Raw genomic sequence first — 19,428 nt, 5'->3', positions numbered from 1 at the left:
AGTTTAAAATTGAAAGTATATAAATGCTTGTTCCTTACCTGTATATATAAACATGAGTATGATTAAAATAAAGTAAAACATCCACCTTATATATATTGGTAATTTCCCGATTTTTGAAATAGCAAATGCATCTCGTCTGCCAATCCATTCAATACCAATAAAAAACAAAATTAGTACAAGCGTCGTTTTTGTATTTTCACTTAATTGAGGAACGGTAAATAAAGATGAGTTAAATATGTTAATGATATAGCTCAAAGCATCACTTACAGTATCTGATCTAAAAAATATCCATGCCAATAAGGTGAGCATAAACGTGATCATAATATTCAACAGTTCTTTAAATGATGGTAACCATTGGTTTTGTGCAACGATATCTAAATTGTTCCTGTTCTTATTAGTAAGCATAAGTGGTAGAAAGTATATCGCGTTTAATGCGCCCCAAATTATAAATGTCCAATTTGCACCATGCCAAAACCCACTTACCAAGAAAATGATAAATATATTCCGTATTTTAAGTTTTTTATTGCCTTTACTACCACCAAGAGGAATGTAGAGATAGTCTCTGAACCAAGTTGATAATGAAATGTGCCAACGACGCCAGAATTCAGCAATATCTCTAGAAAAATATGGAAACGCAAAGTTTTTCATTAAATCAAAACCAAACAATCGTGAAGTACCTATTGCTATATCTGAATATCCTGAAAAGTCGCCATAGATTTGAAACGCAAAAAAGAATGCGCCAAGGATTAAAGTGCTTCCAGTTTGATCTCCATACGAATTGAAAATAACGTTTACATATTCAGCACAGTTATCGGCTATAACGACTTTTTTAAACAAACCCCAAAGTATTTGTCTCATACCATCAATAGCATTGTTGTAATTAAAAGTTCTTTTTTTATAAAACTGTGGTAATAAATGTGTTGCTCTTTCTATAGGTCCTGCTACTAGCTGAGGGAAAAAGCTAACAAAAGCAGCAAAAGCAATAAAATTAGATGTAGGTTTTAATTTTTTATTGTAGACGTCTATCGTATAGCTAAGTGTTTGAAATGTGTAAAAACTAATTCCTACAGGAAGTATAATATGCAATGTATTTGGTGAAATGGATTGACCAAAAAATTGAAATGCAGAAACAAAATTATCAACAAAAAAATTATAGTATTTAAAGAAACCCAATAAACCAATATTTACTGCAATACTAACCCAAAGCAGTAGTCTTCGTTTTTTGTTATTATCGATACTAATTAGCATTTTTCCCACTGAAAAATCTACAATAGTACTAAAAAGGATAAGTGCTAAAAACCTATAATCCCAACATCCATAGAAGACATAGCTAGCTATGACAATCAATAGATTCTGAAGCTTTAGATACTTATTAGTTACTAACCAGTATAAGAAAAAAACAATAGGCAGAAATATTGCAAAATCTATGGAATTAAAAAACATGAGTGATTGGTTAAGTTTTTATATTTCGATTTAAATATCCAATAATCAGTATGCTACAACCAAATATATACGTTAAGCAGCTGTTTTTTACGTTAATTTATAGTAGCAATTGTTAGGTTTAAAGATCAAATTAAGCTTTTTATGAGAAAGATCATGTTTTAAATAAATGTTTTTAAGTAATATGTGAGCAGAACATTTACAAAATATTACATTTGTTCAATATAAGTAAATGTAATCTTAATAATTGTAACCTTACCAACCAGTAATGCAACTAAACCCGTTTACATCAAATACTTTTATTGCTATATGGACTAAGCATTTCAATAAATCTAAGCCACCTAAACGGTTTGACTTTATTTCTGGAATACAATTTTTCAAGCATTCCTTTTTACCATTGTACATCAACATTGGTAAGAATCTTACTAAAGGGATTTCGTATAAATTATGTGAAGGTGCGCACGATTATAAAGGGAAAACATTTTTGATCTATGATGTGCCTACCTATTTCAATATAAAAACTACTATACCTACTGAAAGTTCATCATTAAGATTAAAAAAAGTCTTTCAATATCAAGGGTTTTTGATGGATATCAGTTCGTATAAAGATCAAGATGAATATATTAATGCTCAGTTTAGTTCTAAAAACAGAAGAGAGTTTAGGTCAAATAAAAGACGGTTAGAGGCGTGTTTTAATATCAAATATTCTTTTTTGCATGGTGATATAGGTGAGACCCAGTTTAAAGCGGTTTTTAATCAATTCAATAAACTACTAAATAAACGTTTTGCTGGTAAACAAGTAAATTATCACCATTTAAGCAAGCAAAAATGGAGGTATTATAGAGAATTAGTATATACGATGCTTTTGGAGAAAAACGCATCATTGTTAATTATTTATAATGAAAAAACACCAATAGGTGTTACGCTAAATTTTCATTCTGAAAGTATCTTATTTGAAACGATAACTGTTTTCGATCCAGATTATTACAAGTTTAGTGTAGGGAAAACTTCAATTATCAAACTGCTAGAATGGTGTTTTGAAAATAATTACACGATTTCAGATTTTTCAAAGGGAGATTTTGAATATAAGCACAAGTGGAGTAATTTGGTTTACGATTTTCATTATCATATTCTATACGATTCCAAATCACTTATTTCTAGAACAACAGCAACATTAGTTTCTCAATTCTATAAGCTGAAACTGTATTTACGTCGTAAGGGTGTTAATGAAAGGTACAGAAGGCTTAGGTATTTTATTCAAGGTAAAAAACACCATCAAGTTGACGATACTTATGCACATTTTAAGCTTAAAAATTTAACTAATTTTGATGAACTGGTTAATGAGTATAAAGCCATAGATTATTTAGAAGACAACTATAAGTTTATGCCTCAATTTGTTTATACGTTTGCTTTTGCTAATCCTGAACCAATATCAAATATCAAAGTGTATAAAAACAAACGTGATAATACCATATATGTGATATCTGGTTCAACGAAAACTCAACAAATTATATTTAACTAAGTTTTATTTTAAGCATTCTGTCACATTTTGAAAACGCAAGATCAGATTTGTAATTATTAAATTTCTCAACATTTTTATTGCCTTTGAGCCACTCAATATAAATTGCACAAGTATTAATTCCTGCTTCATGTGAAAAGGGGTAACCACCTCCAAATCTAGGGTTTAACTCTAAAATATAAAATTTATTATCAGCAACAAATACATCACAATCTAAATTGCCTACGTGTTTTAGACCTTCAGAAATTTTTCTTCCGATTTCATCAAACTTATGCTCAATTACTGATACGGCTTTATCAGTTTCACCAGATCTCATATTTAGTTTTTCTCTTACAAAAGTTCCATAATAATTGCCTTCAAAATCATTAACGATATCCATACCATATTCTTTCCCGTTTATCTTCTCTTGAACAAGAATAGCATGGTCTAAGTCATTAGCACTGGCAACATTTAGTATTGATTTTTTTAACTTCAAATGCTGTAATTTAAATGCAAGATCAAGTTCTTCAATAGATTCGGGAAAATCGATTCCTATTGAAGCACTTCCCCAACGAGGCTTAACAACTAGAGGAAAATCAAGTTGCCTATCTTGTATAGCTCGCTTTGCTTGTTCTAAAGACGTATAAGTTTTAGGCGTTTTTAAACCCAGATCGGAAATAAAATTAAAGGTCTTTATTTTGTCAAAAGCAATATCTATAACGCGTTCATTTGAAATGATGACCTTAGTGCCACTAGATTCCAATTCTGTTTTATGTTTAGATAATATCGGTAATTCTAAATCATTGAGTGAAATAATAGCATCAATATCATGATTGCTTACAGCTTTTTTAAGTGAAGAGACATAATTGCTTTCATAAATACTAGGAACAACTATTGAAACATCTGCATCTACCATGGCAGGAGCGGAGTGGTCCATATCCGCAGCAAATATTTTGCCTTGTCCCTTGATGGCCTCTTTGAAGTAATTGATTAAATAATTACGACGACCAACACATGTAAAAAGTAAATTTAAAGCCATTTATTATTTTTGGTTTGGTTCTGTGCCAGTAAAATCTGGAACGATATCATTTTCAACACTATAGATTCCATCTTTATTTAAAACTTTATATATGGTTAAAAATAGAATTTTTAAATCTAATCTAAAGGAAAGGTTATTTACATACCAAACGTCGAACTCAAATTTTTGTTTCCAGCTTATGGCATTTCTACCATTTACCTGAGCCCAGCCTGTTATTCCTGGCTTGATATTGTGTCTTTGCTTTTGAAAGTCACTATATCTCGGTAAATATTTAACGAGCAATGGTCTCGGACCTATTATACTCATATCTCCTTTTATTACATTCAACAATTGAGGAATTTCATCTAATGAATATTTTCTAACAAAGATGCCTGTTTTGGTAAGTCTTTCTGAAGGTGATAAAAGTTCTCCCATGGCATCTGTTTTGTCGTTCATAGTCTTGAACTTTATAATCTTAAATATGCGCTCGTCTTTTCCTGGCCGCTCTTGATAAAAAAATACGCTTCCATTGTTTTTTACTGCTAATATCAAAAAGACTATAATAAATATAGGTGACAGTATCACAAAGCCTATAACTGCTATTATTAGGTCAAATATTCGCTTTATGACAGTTCTGTATAGCTTCATTTATCTAAACCTTTGTAGATTTTTAAAATTTGATTCCAAACAAATTGCTGCTCATAGCGTTCTATAATCCTAGAGCGAGTGTGCTTGATCATAGCTTTACGTTTTTCTGGAAAATCAATCATATACTGCATTGCTATTTCTAAAGCTACAGCGTCTTTTGACGGAATGATTATACCATTGAGATTGTTTTCAATAATTTCATTACAACCATTTATATCACTAACTATACATGGCAGTTGCATACAACTAGCTTGCAATACCACATTTGGAAACCCTTCTCTATAACTTGGGAAAGTTAATACATGAGATATAGCTACATATGGTCTAATATCTTTTTGTACACCAACCGCTAAGATTTGACTATTCTCTTTGATGTGTGTTTCAGTTTCAGGAAATAAAGGGTCAAGATGATTTTCTCTAGGCCCAACTAAGATTAATTTACAGTTTAAATTCTTTTTAGATAATTTATTAAATGCTTCTATTAGTTCATTTATGCCTTTATCTTTAACAATACGACCTACAAAAATAAAAACTACATCATTCTCAGAAATATCTAATTCAGTTCTTAAACTAGCTTTAACACTTTCAGAGACTTGGGTTATATCATAATGTTCAGTATCTATGCCATTAGAACTTCCATTACCAGCAACATGAAGTTTATTGATTTTAGTAAATTTATTGTCTAAAATTATTTGCTTTAAACCTAATGAATTTGGCAAAATTAGAGTAGCACAACTGTAGGTAAATTTTTCAACCGCATTTAATAAGTATCGCTTAGCACCTGATGCTTCAAGCAAAGGTAACCCAGCAATGGTATGTAGTCTATGTGGTACTCCAGCAAGTTTAGCAGCTAGCATACCTACTGTACCAGCTTTTGGGGTATGCGTATGTACGATATAAGGTTTTTCAGCTTTAAAATACTTGTAAAGCTTATAAACAGCTTTGAGATCTTTAATTGGTGTTATGGTTCTTGTCATCTCTACAGCAAGAGTTTCTATACCTTCATTTTCTCGTACTTCTCTAAGCGCATCACCATTACTTGCTATTCCAATTACTTTATAATATTTACTCATAAAGCGATGTTGACCTCTTAAGAGTGTTCTTAATGACGAGGGAACTGTTGTGATGCGAATCAACTTTTGCATAACGAATTAGCTAGACACCGTTTGGTACAACTCAAGATGTTGTTGGTAAACTGAATTAATATCAAAGATACTCTTATTATCCTCATATAATAGGTTAGCTTTAGTTTTAGCCATACTATAATCGTTCATCACACTACTCATTGCTTCATGAAAATACTCAATATTAGTAACAAACGTATTTGTAGATTTAAAAAAATCTGGAATGCTACCAACAGGAGTTGTAATGATTGGTAATTTTGCAGCTGAGGCTTCAATTAATGAAATCGGAAGCCCTTCCCATAAAGACGGTAGAATCATACAATGTGCATTAAAGAGCTGTTGTTTCACATTTTTCTGAAATCCTAAAATATTGATGTAGTTTTCAAAGCTATACTGTTTAATTAATAGCTCTAACTCTGGTCGCATATCACCTTCGCCAGCAACATTAATAACAAAATTTGAATGGTTAGAGTCTAATAATTTCTTTACTAAATTTACAAGTACAAGAGGGTTTTTTTGTTCTTCAATACGCCCTAAATATAAAAACCTAAAGATTTCATCACTACTATATTGTCTCTCGTTTTGCAGCTTGAACTTTTCAAAATCTACACCATTGGCAATAACTCTTGTGTTTTTTAAGTACCATTTATTTGCACGATTACTAAAATTGATGTCTGCTTTTCTAAATGGTTTTGTGAAGAATAAAGTCCATCGTCTATAGACTTCTTCAACAAGAATATTATGTAGTGTAAACACGATAGGTATCTTTTTGCAAAAAATACGATAGCTAATACCTATAATCAACGCATGAAACATATGACAGTGCATAACAATATCATTATGGTTGTTCAAGATTGCTTTCAGTTGTCTTAGTCCTTTTCTAAAATCTTTTAGAGAACCAATTCCTAAATAGTGAAATTCAAGGTTATTCTCAATAAATTTATATTCTATAAGATTGTTATTTGTAAGTGCTATAACTATTGTCTTAATATGGTCTTGCTGACTTTTTTTAGCCATTTCAAGAATCATGTGTTCTGCGCCACCACCTCCTAAGCCAATATTTACGTGAACAATAGTCATACCTAATTATTTAGAGTTTACGATGTCTAAAAATAACTGCTCGTATTTTTCAACAATGATCTTTTTTTCAAACTTATCTGTAATGGATTTGCTAATCGTTTTTTCATCCCAATCTTTTTTGCAAAGGGCTTGAATTAAATAGTTTAGGTATTCATCTTCATCTTTGGCTATAAAACCATTTATGCCATTTTGAATAATATCTTTAGTTCCACCCGGAGCTTCAAATGCAATTACTGGTGTGCCTACAGCACAACTTTCCATCACTGCATTAGGAAAGCCTTCTACATAAGAGCCTTGAATAAAAATATCACTTTCACTTAAGTATTGAGTTACGTGACTTGTATATTTTATGTAAGAGACTTTATCTTCAAAGCCAAGTGACTTTATTTGATTCATTATATTTTCATATTGATTGCCTTCACCAATAATGGTGTAGTGCCAATCTGTTTTAAGCTTTGAGAGGATATTTAGAATTCGCTCATGGCCTTTTTCAGCACTTAGTCTGCCGATTGTAATTAATTGTTTGACAGCATTATTTAATGGTGCTTTTACTTTTGCTTGAATAGTGAGCGGATTATTAATAATGCGAATGTTTTCATGTTTTATACCATGATCTTCATGCATGTATTCTGCCATTTGTTCAGATTGGCAAACGATTTTTTTTAAATATTTTCTATAACCTCTAAAAAACCAAACAAAACCAGTTACATGAGTACTTCTGTTATACTTAGACATGATACTATTTAAGCTTGCTTCTCTACCAATAAATGTAGATTTCCTAAGGAAGAAAGAGAACATAGCATGCAACTTATTTACATGTCCAATTGAACCCATTACAATATCTGGTTTGTGTTTTCGGAAGTAATTGAATAAAGGTCTAACAACTAATAACAAGCGGTCTTTATCAAAATAATGAACGTTAGCATGAGATACATCAAAATCTGTGGATTCTGCTTTTGCTATAACCAAAAGGCGACAATCAAATCTATCTTTATCTATGTGTTGAGATAAAAAAGACATAATCCGTTGTGCACCTCCAGCATTTAAAGCTGGTAAAACAAAGCAAACTGAGATTTTTTTTTGGTTCATTCTTATGAATCCTATAGTTAGATTTTTGTGCTTTTAGTTGTGAGGGATTGTTGCTTCAAATGTAATTAAAATTGTTAGATTTATTATTGCCAATTAAACCATATAAATTGAGGTATACCATTTTTGAAAACAAAAAAAGGTCCATACTTTAAATGTATTGTCTGCTTTAGATGATAAATGATCTTCAACTAGTTTTGTAATGACATCAACGTTAAAAAGATCTTGTTGTCGTAAAAATTTAATCTCTATGTAGCTTCTTAGTTCATTTTTTAAGCTTTCTCTAAGCCAGTCTCCAACTGGAACACCAAAACCTCGTTTTGATTTATCTAAAAACCCTTCAGGAAAATCAGCTTTGAAAGCTTCTTTTAGGATGTGTTTTTTGCTCCACTTCTTAATGAGGTAGTCTTCTGGTAATGACATAGTAAATTCAAAAAGTTCTCTATTAAGAAAAGGTGCTCTGCATTCAAGAGAGTTGAGCATGCTAGTTCTATCAACTTTAACCAGCATATCACCTTCTAAACTAATATGTCTGTCTATTGTTCTAAAATCATTAAGCGATTTAGGTGATGTGATTTGGGTTTCATTTTTATAATAGTCAAATACTGTGGTATGATGATATTGTGGATTCAAAAACGCATTGATTTCATCATTCTGAAATCCTAATGATATTATTCCCCAATAATAGTCATTATCATAACTAATGGTTTTAATGAGTTTGTTAAGCTTGTATTTTATACCTCTGTCGTCATCTTTTCGTCTCAATAATGTACTGGCTATTTTGTTAATTTGACTATGCGCAAATTTTGGAACAGCTCTAGTATACTTTTGATTAAGCTTACCTACGTAATATTTATTGTAGCCACCAAACACTTCATCACCACCATCACCAGTGAGGGCAACAGTAACATTCGATCTGGTTTTTTTTGACACTAAATAGGTTGGGAGTGAGGATGAGTCTGCAAATGGCTCATCAAAATTTAAAAGAATCTCATCTACATTGTGTTTGAGGTCATTTTCATTAATAATAAATTCATGATGATTACTATTAATTCGCTTAGCTACAACTCTTGATTTGTCTGTTTCATCGTAGGATGCTTTTTCAAAACCTATAGAAAATGTATCAATTCTTTCGTCTTTTATATCTGCTAAGCACAATGAAACAATCGATGAATCAACACCACCAGAAAGAAAAGTACCTAGAGGAACATCAGCTATAGATCTAGAGTCTACACTTTTAAAAACACGTTCTCTAACCTCTGTTTTGGCAGTATCAAATGATATTTTTGATTTCTCTCTTGGCTGGTTATCGTGGATGGCTTGAATTTCTAATTGATATGATGTGTTGTCATACGTAATAAACTTATTAGCTTCAAGCTTTTGGATCCCTTCATAAATTGTGAAAGGCGCCGGAATGTATGTGAGTTTAAAGTACAAGTTTAGGCCTTGTTTTGAAAGTTCAGGCTTATAGTCTAATAGCGCTGTAATCGATTTTAGTTCTGAAGCCCAGCAAAACATGTCTTCATTATGGATGTAGTACAAAGGCTTTTCACCAAAAAAATCTCTAGCAATAAAAACCTTATTTATATTAGCATCATAAATACTGAAAGCAAACATGCCATCAAGTAATTTGAAGGAAGCTGTACCTTTTTGCTCATAAAGTTTTAAGATAACCTCTGTGTCACTATTAGTATGTAGCTCAATGCCATCTGCAATGAGTTGTGCTCTAAGTGTTTTGTAATTATAGATTTCGCCATTAAAGACAATAATAACTGATCTGTCTTCAGAATAGATGGGTTGTTGGCCAGAACTTAAATCAATAATTGATAAGCGTCTCATGGCCATTCCCAATCCGAAATTTGAATTTGAAATACTAAATGTACCATCTTCGTCTGGTCCTCTATGAATAATGAGATTATTCATTTTTGTAAGCGACGCATCAATTTTTGTTACTTCGGTTTTCGATTTATAGAGTATGCCGTTAATTCCGCACATAGTTTGTTTTCAAATAATTATTTAATTGAGACCCCTTTTGCTTGATGATTAAGCCATTGTTTCAAGACGATCAGTTTCCAAATTAATGGATACCTATTCCATGAACCATCCATGTGTTGCTTTATCATAAACCTGACATTATCTATATTGATGTTTGGGATAGATTTAAGACTGTCATCATCTAACTCACTTAGCACGTAGTCTTTTAGATCTTTCCTAAACCAATCAGCAAAAGGAATAGCAAAGCCCGCTTTTGGTCTGTCAAAAATATGTTTAGGAACGTATTGATATAAAACATCTTTTAATATCCGTTTTTGGTTTCCATTGATGATTTTGAAATCGGTAGGCAAAGCTCTTGCAAAATCTACTATTCTGTGATCCATTAAAGGCGCTCTGGCTTCTAGCGAATAAGCCATAGTTGCTCGATCTACCTTAGTATTAATGTCCCAATTAAGATATGTTTTAATATCAAAATCTGAAACACGTTCGTATAAGTTTTTATTATTATGCTCTAAATATTTTAATGCTTCAACAGTTCTGAATTGTTCACCATTTTGAATGTATGAGAGGTTTATTCCTGTCATCACATTTAAATAAGCCGTATTCCTATTTTTGGTTTTTAATGCTTCAGCTACTATTTTGAGTTTGTAATTAGGAATGTGTTTCAAAATAGCAGATGAAAGTTTTCTTAGACCATAAGGTATGTCATACAACTTACTCTTTGTCTTTACCCAATTGTAACGTTGATAACCAATAAAGCTTTCATCACCTCCATCACCTGAAAGGGCAACTGTAACCTGTTCTCTGGTGTGTTTAGCCAATAACATTGAAGGAATTGCTGACGAATCTGCAAAAGGCTCATCATAATATTTATAGAACCCATCAATAAGGCTCATCCCTTCTTTATAATTACATTCTATAACATTATGATCTGTCTTTAAATGGTCTGCTACTTGTTGCGCATATTGGCTTTCGTCAAATTCTACTTCATTAAATTTAATTGAAAATGTCTTTACTTTAGCATTAGATTGCTTTGATGCTACTGCTGCTACAACTGATGAATCTACACCACCAGAAAGGAATACACCAACTGGAACATCAGCAAAAAGACGAGACGAAACAGCATCATTTAAAAGCGAACTGAGTTCTGTTTTAGCCGCTTCATAAGTGCCTTTATAAGTAGTTTTCCCTAGATAGTCTATATCCCAATAACAGGAGGTTATCAATTTACCTGTATTAATGTCAAATTTAAAACAATGGCCAGGTGGCAATTTTTTAATTTCATTAAAGATAGAGTATGGGTCAGGTATATTTCCCCATGCTAGGTAATAGCCAATAGATTTTTGAGAAACAGAAAGCTGATCATTAAATAATTGAATAGAAGACAACTGGCTTGAAAATTCAAAGTCTAAACCATTGTGATAATAATAGAATGGTTTTTGACCTAAACGATCTCTTGCACCAAATAGCTCCTGCTTTTTTTCATCATAAATAACAAAAGCAAACATTCCATTGAAGTGATTTACACAATCTTCACCATATGCTAGATATGCAGCACAAACAACTTCGGTGTCACTTGCGGTTTTAAAAGCGTAGCCTTTTTGTTCCAGCTTAAGCTTTAGTGCTCTAAAATTGTATATTTCTCCATTATAAACGACATGAATATGACTTTGATATGTAAATGGCTGGTTTGACCTTGCATCAAGGTCTATGATAGACAATCTATTGTGTCCAAAAATAACCGCATTATTACCTTTATAGAAGCTCCAACCCATTTTATCTGGTCCTCTAAACGCAGTTCGTTCAAGCTTTTGTTTTACTTGAGCTTCGTTGTATTTTATTGTTGTTCCATATATTCCGCACATACTGCTTTAGGGTAAAGGCTTTATTTTAAATTATTTGTTCAGACAATATTGGTAGAGTTTTAAATGCTTAGCGTAAACATTTTCAATTTTAAATTGTGATTCTATTTCTGTGAATAATAGGTTTGATTTTTCAATGGCTACTTCATAGTTATTATAAACATCTATCATGGCCATATGAAAGTTCTCTAAATTACTTACATAAGCATTGGTATTATTTAAAAAATCAGGAATACTACCAACAGGTGTTGATATGATAGGTAGCTTTGCTGCTGCAGCTTCAATTAATGAAACTGGCATGCCTTCCCACAGTGATGGCAACACTAGGCAGTGTGCTTTATCTAAAAATGGCTTGATGTTATTTTGAAATCCCAAAATATTAAAATGTTGACTCAATTTGTTGTTTCCAATAGCACTTTCTAGTTCTGACTGCATGATACCACGCCCAACAAAATCTATAACAAAATTTTCGATGTTGTGCGCTAATAATTGTTGAGCAGCAGAAACCATACGAAGTGGATTTTTTTCAGTATTGAGTCGCCCAAGAAATAAAAAAGTGAATGGTTCTGTTTTTTTATGATTTCTTTGACTTGCTGGAGTTAACTCATTAAAATTAACTCCATTTGGTATAATTTCACTTTTCGTTTTTAGATACCATGTTTTGGCATTTATACTAAAAACAATATCTTTAACTCTAAAAGGTTTTGTAAGATATAACATAAGTTTTCTTCCAAAGTTTTCTATAGTACTGGAATGTAGTGTAAAGATTATTGGAATATTCTTATAAAAGAGCTTATGAATTAAGCCTAGTAAGAAGCCATGATACATATGACAATGTAATACAACATTATCATGAGCATTAAGAATATGTCTTAATTTTTTAAGCCCTGAAAATAATGTCGCATTCTTAAATGAATTCACACCTAAAAGATGATATTCAATATGGTGTTCTTTAAACCTATTCTCTAGACCAATGTTTGTGTCTGACAGCGAAATCACAATCGTCTTTATTTTTTTATTACTTTGCTTTGCTAGCTGGAGCACCATTTGTTCTGCGCCACCACCTCCTAATGTGCTAGATAAATGTATAATGGTCAAAGCGAAGCGGTTTTAGTGTTGATATTAATTTGATTTTCTTCTATAAGTTCTTTGTTACTTAAATTCACAAAAAGCCAGAGAGATAGAAAAATTATGAGGTGATTGTCAAAATAATTATGAGTACTCATCAAAATAATAATAATACTTATAGCTAACATGAATCTATGACTTCTAGATTTGAATTCAAACGTACTTTTCCATAGCATATACAGATAAAGTGTTATTACTATTAAGAAAGGGAATATACCTGATTCTCCTAAAATCATAAGATATGTATTATGCACCCCTTGCTTAGCTTCGCTCTCACCACTCAACACTTTGAATCCATTACCAAAGATCGGGTTTTCTGTAATCATATCACTATATCTAGACCAAGTGTCTAATCGCGAGTCTTCTTTTATGACATTAATACTAGAGTTTGGTTTTTCACCAAACAGATTCTCTAATGCTGAGAATCGGGTAGTGTTAAATTGTACAATTGTAGCCAAACTAAAGACAACGATGATTGCTCCGATTCCTAGTCCAAAATTAAGAGAGTTCTTTTTATTAGCAATGACAGATACGATGCTTACTATTAACCACAACAGAATAAATGTTCTTGAAAATGTCAATAAACCAGCAAAAGTAACTAAGAATTGACCTAACAATCTTAATTTTTTTTGTTTGATTGAGAAACTCAAACAGTAAGCCAAAATACAAACAAATCCTGCGCCATTTGGATCTAGATATAGTCCGCTATACCTACCGTAGTCATCTTGATAGACTAAAGCATGTATCAGTATACTTGAAGCACCTAATAGCAATATAATAAAGAGTTCTTTTAATGTTGTGTTTCTAGCCACTTCAGTACCGCAGATAATAAGAATTAGATATTTAAGTAATTCGTCGTTAAAGTATTCAGTATCTTCAACAAACATTAGCCCACTAATTATAAAATAAAATAATCCGAGTGCTAAGAATGGAATAGCGAGTTGTCGTTTCTCACTTAATAAATAATAGAATAATAAAAGCCCTAAATTAAGGTAGCTTAACTTACTTCCTATAGATACATCATAAGCAAAAAAGCTTGGTATTCCCCAAAGCAGCATAATTAAAATAAGATATTTTATAAAGTTCATTTTAACCTTTTAATTAAACGTTGAGGGGTTTTAAACAAAAATATGATAATGGAAACAAACCGTTTTGAAAATGATAGTTTTAGTTTTTTATCTGAATAAAACAACCATGACTTTACGTAATTAAAGGCTTGATTTCTATAATAACTGTATTTTATTATATCTGAAGTTTTAACATTGTGTAATGCGTAATAAGCGCTGTAATAGCCTCCTCTTGATAACTGTTTTCTAGACTTTTTAGATGTAATTAAGCTGTTAGGCGATATATGTGCTTTCAAAAAAGATTTATTAACACAGAGAAAATCATATTTTTTATTAATTGCATTCCAAGTTTGACTTTCTTCAATATGGCTTTTTGTATCAGAATACAAAGGATGGGCCTTCAAAACATCTGTTTTCCATATGGTCCATTTATCGCCAACTAATTGTTGTTTTTGATTTAAGACCCTTTCTTTGAATCCGACTTGCCATTTATCTTTTGGAAACTTGTCTCCCTTAATCTTATCATCTTCATCAAGCACAAGCGTCCATATTGCAGCAATTTTATCGTTAGTAATATGATTCCATAGATCCATTATGACTTCAAGAGCGTTTTCTGAAAACGTATCATCACTATCAGCTATTATTGTGTATGGAAATGTACATTTTGTTAATCCAAAATTGACTGCTTTTGGTTTACCCATATTTTCAGTGAGACAATAATACTCAATTTCAAAATCTCTGGTAACACTTTTCCAATTTTCTATGAGAGATTTTGTATTATCTAAGCTGGCATCATCTATAACGATCCATTTAAATTTTTTATAGGTTTGACTATTTAACGAATCATAAACCCTATGAATTAATTTTTCTCGGTTATATGTAGGTGTTATTATGTTAAACATGCATTTTATTAAGCTGTTTGATGTAAATATATAAAATTACACTATTGGTTATCGAAACAATTGAAGTAGCCAAAGCTAGACCATAAACTCCCATATGTTCAATAAGGATAAAGTTAAGTGTTATGTTTAAGACTAGACTAATCACTGAGGTTAATACCATAAAGTTATTTTTATTGATTGAAGTAAGGAATTTTATCATGACCAAACCAATAATATATGATGGAATTTGTAAGACATACATTTGCTGAATTCTAGACACCACCTCAGTATCTGTGCTTGTAAACGCATTGCGTTCAAACATTAATGAAATAATTGGACTTGACAATATAAAAATAAATACTGTACCAATACTACTAGCAATTAAAAGGTATTTAAGTATGACTTTCAGTTTTTTAAATGTTTCTACTTGATTCTCTACGGCTTGCTTTGAGAAATAGGGCAGAAGCACATTTCCTAAAGCAATACCAACAATGCCTATGGCAAATGCGGGAATACGAATACCATAATTCAATGCTGCAATTGAGCCTACAATAAGTTGAGCAGAAAAATATTGATCAACAAGTGGATTAACCCCTACTAAAAGACTAGATGATAGTTTAGCTGGTAATTGCATAAATAAAACGTTCATGTCTGAAGAGCGAAAATCTGGCCTATTTATTTGAATAATCTTACGCTTTAATGCCACAGATAAAATAAACACAAAGCCTAAGAAGCTTCCTACTAGTGTTCCTATAGCCAATACTAAATTACCTAGAGCTTCTTTGAAGAACAATAGGGCTATAATTATTGATATTGGTGTGAAAATAGCACTCAATGATGAATAAGCAAACTCATCATCAATGGTTAGTAGCGCATTTAGTAGAGATGAAAATCCCCAAAATAAAATACATGGCGCAACAAAATAAAATTGAGTTTTTATAAGTTCATAGTAGTTCTCTGTATGGCCGCTAAAAAAGACTTCTAAATAAACATCTGTAAATAGATATGCGAGAATAAAAAATAGCGATGAAATACCAATAGTCAATAAAAAGCCTGTACTCTGAAATGCTCCAATATTCTTATTTGACTTAAGTGTACTAACATAATTTGGAATGAATACACTTTGAAATGAACCTAAAAAAACACCATTAATAAGACTAGGAATTAAAATAGCAATGTAAAACGTATCTAAAAGTTCAGATAAACCAAAGCTATCGGCTATTACTATTTCCTTTGCAAACCCAAGTCCCTTAACTGCCAAGGTCATTAGACCTACAGTAATAACATTCGTTACAGTAGTGTTTTTTAGTCCTTTCGTTAAAAACTGAGATAAATTAAACTTGGGAATCAAATTGTATATGATTTGTTAGTTTACTGGTCATAATCATTAATCTAAGATATTATTTATATATCCTTTAGTAGGATTTTCTCGACTAATTATTTCGCCAGGATTACCAATTACTATTGAATTTTCAGGCACATTAAAATTCACATACGAATTTGGCGCTATTAATACATTATTTCCAATGGTTATATTACCAACAATAACAGATCCTGTTCCTATCCAAACGAAATCACCAATAGTTGGGACTCCCTTTAACTTTCCTCTATTTGATTGTCCAATTGTCGTATTATGAGCAATATTGCAGTTTTTTCCTATTACTGTTTGACCGTTAATTACTAGAGTGCCAAAATGGCCTATGTAAAAACCTTCACCAATTGAAGCTCTAATTGGTATTTGAAATCCATACTTATAGCCTAAACGTCTTAGAATAAACCTGTAGAGCAAGCCAAAAGGAGAAATTTTTTTATGACAGGCTACTTTACGAAAAAAGTACATGTATCTAAAGCCTGGTTCTTTAAAACCACTTAAAATACTGGTTTTACCACCATACCTGTATAGGTCAGCTTTAATAACCCTAGATATAGATTGCCTTTTTTGGTGACTCATTTAAATACGATTTAAGTAACAAAATTAATTGTTGATGATACGAATGTAATTAATTTTTCAAACAGACTTTATAGTATAGGGTTAGTTTAGATAAAAAGGAATATATAAGGTATGAAATACAACTAATTCTTTATGTGTATTTTATTTATACTGGTTTGACTATGTGAGATCCATATTTGTTATCGACGAATTACAAATACAAAAAATTCCTACATATGTTAAATTTTAGTTATTGAACGTCTTTTTTATGCACTTCATCGTAAATAAGATAAATAATTAATAATAATTCAAAATTATAAACACCTGAATATTCTATTTTGTAAGAAAATAAATATAAAAAAATACATTTTATCGAATAATTAATACTTTAAACGTTAATTCTAAATATAAATACATAGATTGCCCTCATAATAAGCCCCAAATATTAATAGCAAATGAAATCCCCAAATATACCTTGCCACAATATTGGCTATGCCAAATATTGTATAAAGTTTCTCTTATTATATATATTATTCACTTTTAGTAGCAACTTGAATTCACAAACCAAAGCTTTTCCTTCTGTTGAAGGAGGAGGAAGTTATGTAACTGGTGGTAGAGGTGGAATTGTAGTTAAAGTAACTAATCTAAATAACTCTGGTCAAGGAAGTTTACGTGCAGCACTAATGATGACAGTTCCTAGAATTATTGTTTTTGAAGTTAGTGGTACTATTACGTTAACATCTGCAATTGAATTAATTGCTGAAAACTCAAACTTTACTGTTGCGGGTCAAACAGCACCAGAAGGCGGCATTACCATTAGCAATCATATCATACAACTAGGAGGTGGTTATAATAGACCTTCCCAGCCTTGTGATAATGTAATTTGGCGCTATGTAAGATTTAGAAATGGCAGATATAATGGGCTACCTGATGTACGAGAACATAATGGTTTACTGTCTTATGGCACTAATGGACTGGTAATTGATCATTGTTCATTCAGTTTTTGTGATGATCAAGCACTAGGAATGAGCGGTAATTGGGGAGATTTAACGAACATTACCGTTCAAAGAACTGTCTTTTCAGAAAATGCTACTGGAATTATCGCAGGACATAATACACCCAATGATCAAGGTTTAATGACATTCAAAAATAATCTTTATGTTGACCAAAGCCATCGAACACCAAACGTGAGTGGAAATTTACAATATGACTTGATAAACAATGTATATTTTAACTGGCAATCTCGTTTGACAACTGCAAATGTTAATAGTCCAAATATAAATTTTATAGGTAATTACTTAAGACCAGGTAATTATACACTTAATGGCAGTGCTAATAAAGTGCAAAGTGTAAACCCAAATATCTATACGGCAAATAATTATCACCCTGAGTACTATCCTACACCTCAACTAAATGACCAAAATTTGTGGCAATCATTTGTAACAAATGGGTCTTTACCTTCTAGCATGTTTACATCAAATATGCATCCGTTAATAGAAAATCCGACTGTGATTTCTGCACAAGAAACCTATAATGAGGTATTGAATGATGTAGGAGCCAATAAGTTTTTGAATGCTGACGGTACATATAGCACATATCAAGATAGTTATGATATACTGAAAATAAATAATGTTATCAATAATATAAGTACAAATCCATTTAACAAAAACTGGACACTACCTAACTTGCCAAACAATACAAGACCAACAAACTATGATACAGATAATGATGGAATGGCAGATGAATGGGAAATAAATACTTTTGGAGATTTATCTAGAACTGATGATGGTGATGAAGATGGTGATGGTTATACAAACATTGAAGAGTTTATAAATGGAACAGATGCCGAATCAAACAGTACGACAGAATATCAAGTAAATGCAGGAGATGATATAGATATTTGCGAAGGTGAAACTACCACATTAACAGCTTCTGGAGCTGATTCATATGTATGGCTTCCAGGAAATATTACTGGTGCTTCAATAGATGTAAATCCAGCTAACAGTCAAACATATACTGTTACTGGTACACATCCAGACGGAAGCACAACTCAAGCAAGTGCTACAGTAAATGTAAATTTATTACCTGTGGCAAATGCTGGAGACGATATTTCTATCTGTGAAGGAGAGTCAGCTACTTTAACTGCGTCAGGAGGAACAACTTATTTATGGAATACTGGCCAAACTACTCAAAACATTACCATAAACCCGAACACTACAACTACATATTTTGTACAAGTAACCGAAAACGGATGTACTAGTGAAATTGATGAAGTTACTGTAGTTGTTAATCAATTACCTGATGTTGACGCTGGAATCGATGAAACAATTACTATTGGTGAAAGTGTTATACTCACTGCTAACGGTGCAGATAGTTACTTATGGAATACAGGCGAAACAACTCAAAGTATAACAGTTAGCCCTACAGTAGACACTCTGTATACAGTTACTGGTGTTACTGATGGGTGCGAAAACTCCGATTCGATTACAGTTTTTATAATTGGCAACACAGTTGTTGCCAATGCTGGAGAAGATACAGAAATTTGCAATGGATCAACAATAACCCTTACTGCATCTGGTGGAGAAACTTATCTTTGGAGTACAGGAGAGGCAACTGCAAGTATTGACGTAAGCCCAGAGACAACAACTACGTTTTCGGTAACCGTTTTTGA

14 protein-coding genes and 1 pseudogene are annotated in these 19,428 nt (G+C 31.8%); 2 read left to right on the top strand and 13 right to left on the bottom strand.

The window, feature by feature from the left end:
* Positions 1-3: 3 nt before the first annotated feature.
* Positions 4-1,443 (bottom strand): MBOAT family protein, encoded by a 1,440-nt coding sequence (locus tag Q0876_RS14765; RefSeq protein ID WP_299229342.1) that lies wholly within the window; start codon positions 1,441-1,443, stop codon positions 4-6.
* A 265-nt stretch (positions 1,444-1,708) separates the two neighbouring features.
* Between Q0876_RS14765 and Q0876_RS14760 the strand changes: the two genes are divergently transcribed.
* On the top strand, positions 1,709-2,962 hold the full coding sequence (locus Q0876_RS14760) for a GNAT family N-acetyltransferase (RefSeq protein WP_299229339.1): 1,254 nt from the start codon (positions 1,709-1,711) through the stop codon (positions 2,960-2,962).
* Here Q0876_RS14760 and Q0876_RS14755 read toward each other — a convergent pair.
* The 12 genes from Q0876_RS14755 to Q0876_RS14700 form a co-directional block, all read right to left on the bottom strand.
* The gene (locus Q0876_RS14755) at positions 2,955-3,977 is read right to left on the bottom strand and encodes an ATP-grasp domain-containing protein (protein ID WP_299229336.1); all 1,023 of its coding nucleotides are present in this window, start codon (positions 3,975-3,977) and stop codon (positions 2,955-2,957) included. The two genes, Q0876_RS14760 and Q0876_RS14755, sit on opposite strands and share 8 nt — an antisense overlap.
* 3 nt (positions 3,978-3,980) lie before the next feature.
* Positions 3,981-4,604, bottom strand: a complete 624-nt coding sequence (locus Q0876_RS14750; protein WP_299229333.1) for a sugar transferase — start codon at positions 4,602-4,604, stop codon at positions 3,981-3,983.
* A complete protein-coding gene (locus Q0876_RS14745; RefSeq protein ID WP_299229330.1) occupies positions 4,601-5,749 on the bottom strand; it encodes a glycosyltransferase family 4 protein in 1,149 nt (382 codons plus the stop codon). Before Q0876_RS14745 ends, Q0876_RS14750 begins: the two co-directional genes overlap by 4 nt.
* Before the next feature lie 6 nt (positions 5,750-5,755).
* Positions 5,756-6,808, bottom strand: a complete 1,053-nt coding sequence (locus Q0876_RS14740; RefSeq protein ID WP_299229327.1) for a glycosyltransferase — start codon at positions 6,806-6,808, stop codon at positions 5,756-5,758.
* 6 nt (positions 6,809-6,814) lie between these two features.
* Positions 6,815-7,897, bottom strand: a complete 1,083-nt coding sequence (locus Q0876_RS14735) for a glycosyltransferase (RefSeq protein ID WP_299229324.1) — start codon at positions 7,895-7,897, stop codon at positions 6,815-6,817.
* A gap of 93 nt (positions 7,898-7,990) precedes the next feature.
* The gene (gene asnB / locus Q0876_RS14730) at positions 7,991-9,889 is read right to left on the bottom strand and encodes an asparagine synthase (glutamine-hydrolyzing) (RefSeq protein WP_299229321.1); all 1,899 of its coding nucleotides are present in this window, start codon (positions 9,887-9,889) and stop codon (positions 7,991-7,993) included.
* Positions 9,890-9,906: 17 nt separating this feature from the next.
* Positions 9,907-11,754, bottom strand: a complete 1,848-nt coding sequence (gene asnB / locus Q0876_RS14725; protein ID WP_299229318.1) for an asparagine synthase (glutamine-hydrolyzing) — start codon at positions 11,752-11,754, stop codon at positions 9,907-9,909.
* Between the two features lie 30 nt (positions 11,755-11,784).
* Positions 11,785-12,849, bottom strand: coding sequence for a glycosyltransferase (locus Q0876_RS14720; RefSeq protein WP_299229315.1), 1,065 nt, complete (start codon positions 12,847-12,849; stop codon positions 11,785-11,787).
* Complete coding sequence (locus Q0876_RS14715) at positions 12,846-13,967, bottom strand: O-antigen ligase (RefSeq protein ID WP_299229312.1); 1,122 nt, start codon at positions 13,965-13,967, stop codon at positions 12,846-12,848. Before Q0876_RS14715 ends, Q0876_RS14720 begins: the two co-directional genes overlap by 4 nt.
* The gene (locus Q0876_RS14710; RefSeq protein WP_299229309.1) at positions 13,964-14,848 is read right to left on the bottom strand and encodes a glycosyltransferase family 2 protein; all 885 of its coding nucleotides are present in this window, start codon (positions 14,846-14,848) and stop codon (positions 13,964-13,966) included. Before Q0876_RS14710 ends, Q0876_RS14715 begins: the two co-directional genes overlap by 4 nt.
* Positions 14,841-16,178, bottom strand: coding sequence for a murein biosynthesis integral membrane protein MurJ (murJ, locus tag Q0876_RS14705; RefSeq protein WP_299229306.1), 1,338 nt, complete (start codon positions 16,176-16,178; stop codon positions 14,841-14,843). Before murJ ends, Q0876_RS14710 begins: the two co-directional genes overlap by 8 nt.
* A gap of 36 nt (positions 16,179-16,214) precedes the next feature.
* A complete protein-coding gene (locus Q0876_RS14700) occupies positions 16,215-16,778 on the bottom strand; it encodes a serine acetyltransferase (RefSeq protein ID WP_299229303.1) in 564 nt (187 codons plus the stop codon).
* Positions 16,779-17,308: 530 nt separating this feature from the next.
* On the opposite strand from Q0876_RS14700, the pseudogene Q0876_RS14695 reads away from it, so the two are divergent.
* A pseudogene (locus Q0876_RS14695) lies at positions 17,309-19,428 on the top strand (hypothetical protein); the annotation flags it as partial.

The organism is uncultured Psychroserpens sp. (assembly GCF_947503375.1).
Classification (GTDB): domain Bacteria; phylum Bacteroidota; class Bacteroidia; order Flavobacteriales; family Flavobacteriaceae; genus Psychroserpens.
Note: the sequence above shows the minus strand (reverse complement) of the source record. Positions and strands in the feature narration are given on the sequence as shown.

Bases quoted from the DNA above. Each gene is read 5' to 3' on its own strand.
- Q0876_RS14765 (WP_299229342.1), bottom strand. From the start codon at position 1,443: ATGTTTTTTAATTCCATAGATTTTGCAATATTTCTGCCTATTGTTTTT.
- Q0876_RS14760 (WP_299229339.1), top strand. From the start codon at position 1,709: ATGCAACTAAACCCGTTTACATCAAATACTTTTATTGCTATATGGACT.
- Q0876_RS14755 (WP_299229336.1), bottom strand. From the start codon at position 3,977: ATGGCTTTAAATTTACTTTTTACATGTGTTGGTCGTCGTAATTATTTA.
- Q0876_RS14750 (WP_299229333.1), bottom strand. From the start codon at position 4,604: ATGAAGCTATACAGAACTGTCATAAAGCGAATATTTGACCTAATAATA.
- Q0876_RS14745 (WP_299229330.1), bottom strand. From the start codon at position 5,749: ATGCAAAAGTTGATTCGCATCACAACAGTTCCCTCGTCATTAAGAACA.
- Q0876_RS14740 (WP_299229327.1), bottom strand. From the start codon at position 6,808: ATGACTATTGTTCACGTAAATATTGGCTTAGGAGGTGGTGGCGCAGAA.
- Q0876_RS14735 (WP_299229324.1), bottom strand. From the start codon at position 7,897: ATGAACCAAAAAAAAATCTCAGTTTGCTTTGTTTTACCAGCTTTAAAT.
- asnB (WP_299229321.1), bottom strand. From the start codon at position 9,889: ATGTGCGGAATTAACGGCATACTCTATAAATCGAAAACCGAAGTAACA.
- asnB (WP_299229318.1), bottom strand. From the start codon at position 11,754: ATGTGCGGAATATATGGAACAACAATAAAATACAACGAAGCTCAAGTA.
- Q0876_RS14715 (WP_299229312.1), bottom strand. From the start codon at position 13,967: ATGAACTTTATAAAATATCTTATTTTAATTATGCTGCTTTGGGGAATA.
- Q0876_RS14710 (WP_299229309.1), bottom strand. From the start codon at position 14,848: ATGTTTAACATAATAACACCTACATATAACCGAGAAAAATTAATTCAT.
- Q0876_RS14700 (WP_299229303.1), bottom strand. From the start codon at position 16,778: ATGAGTCACCAAAAAAGGCAATCTATATCTAGGGTTATTAAAGCTGAC.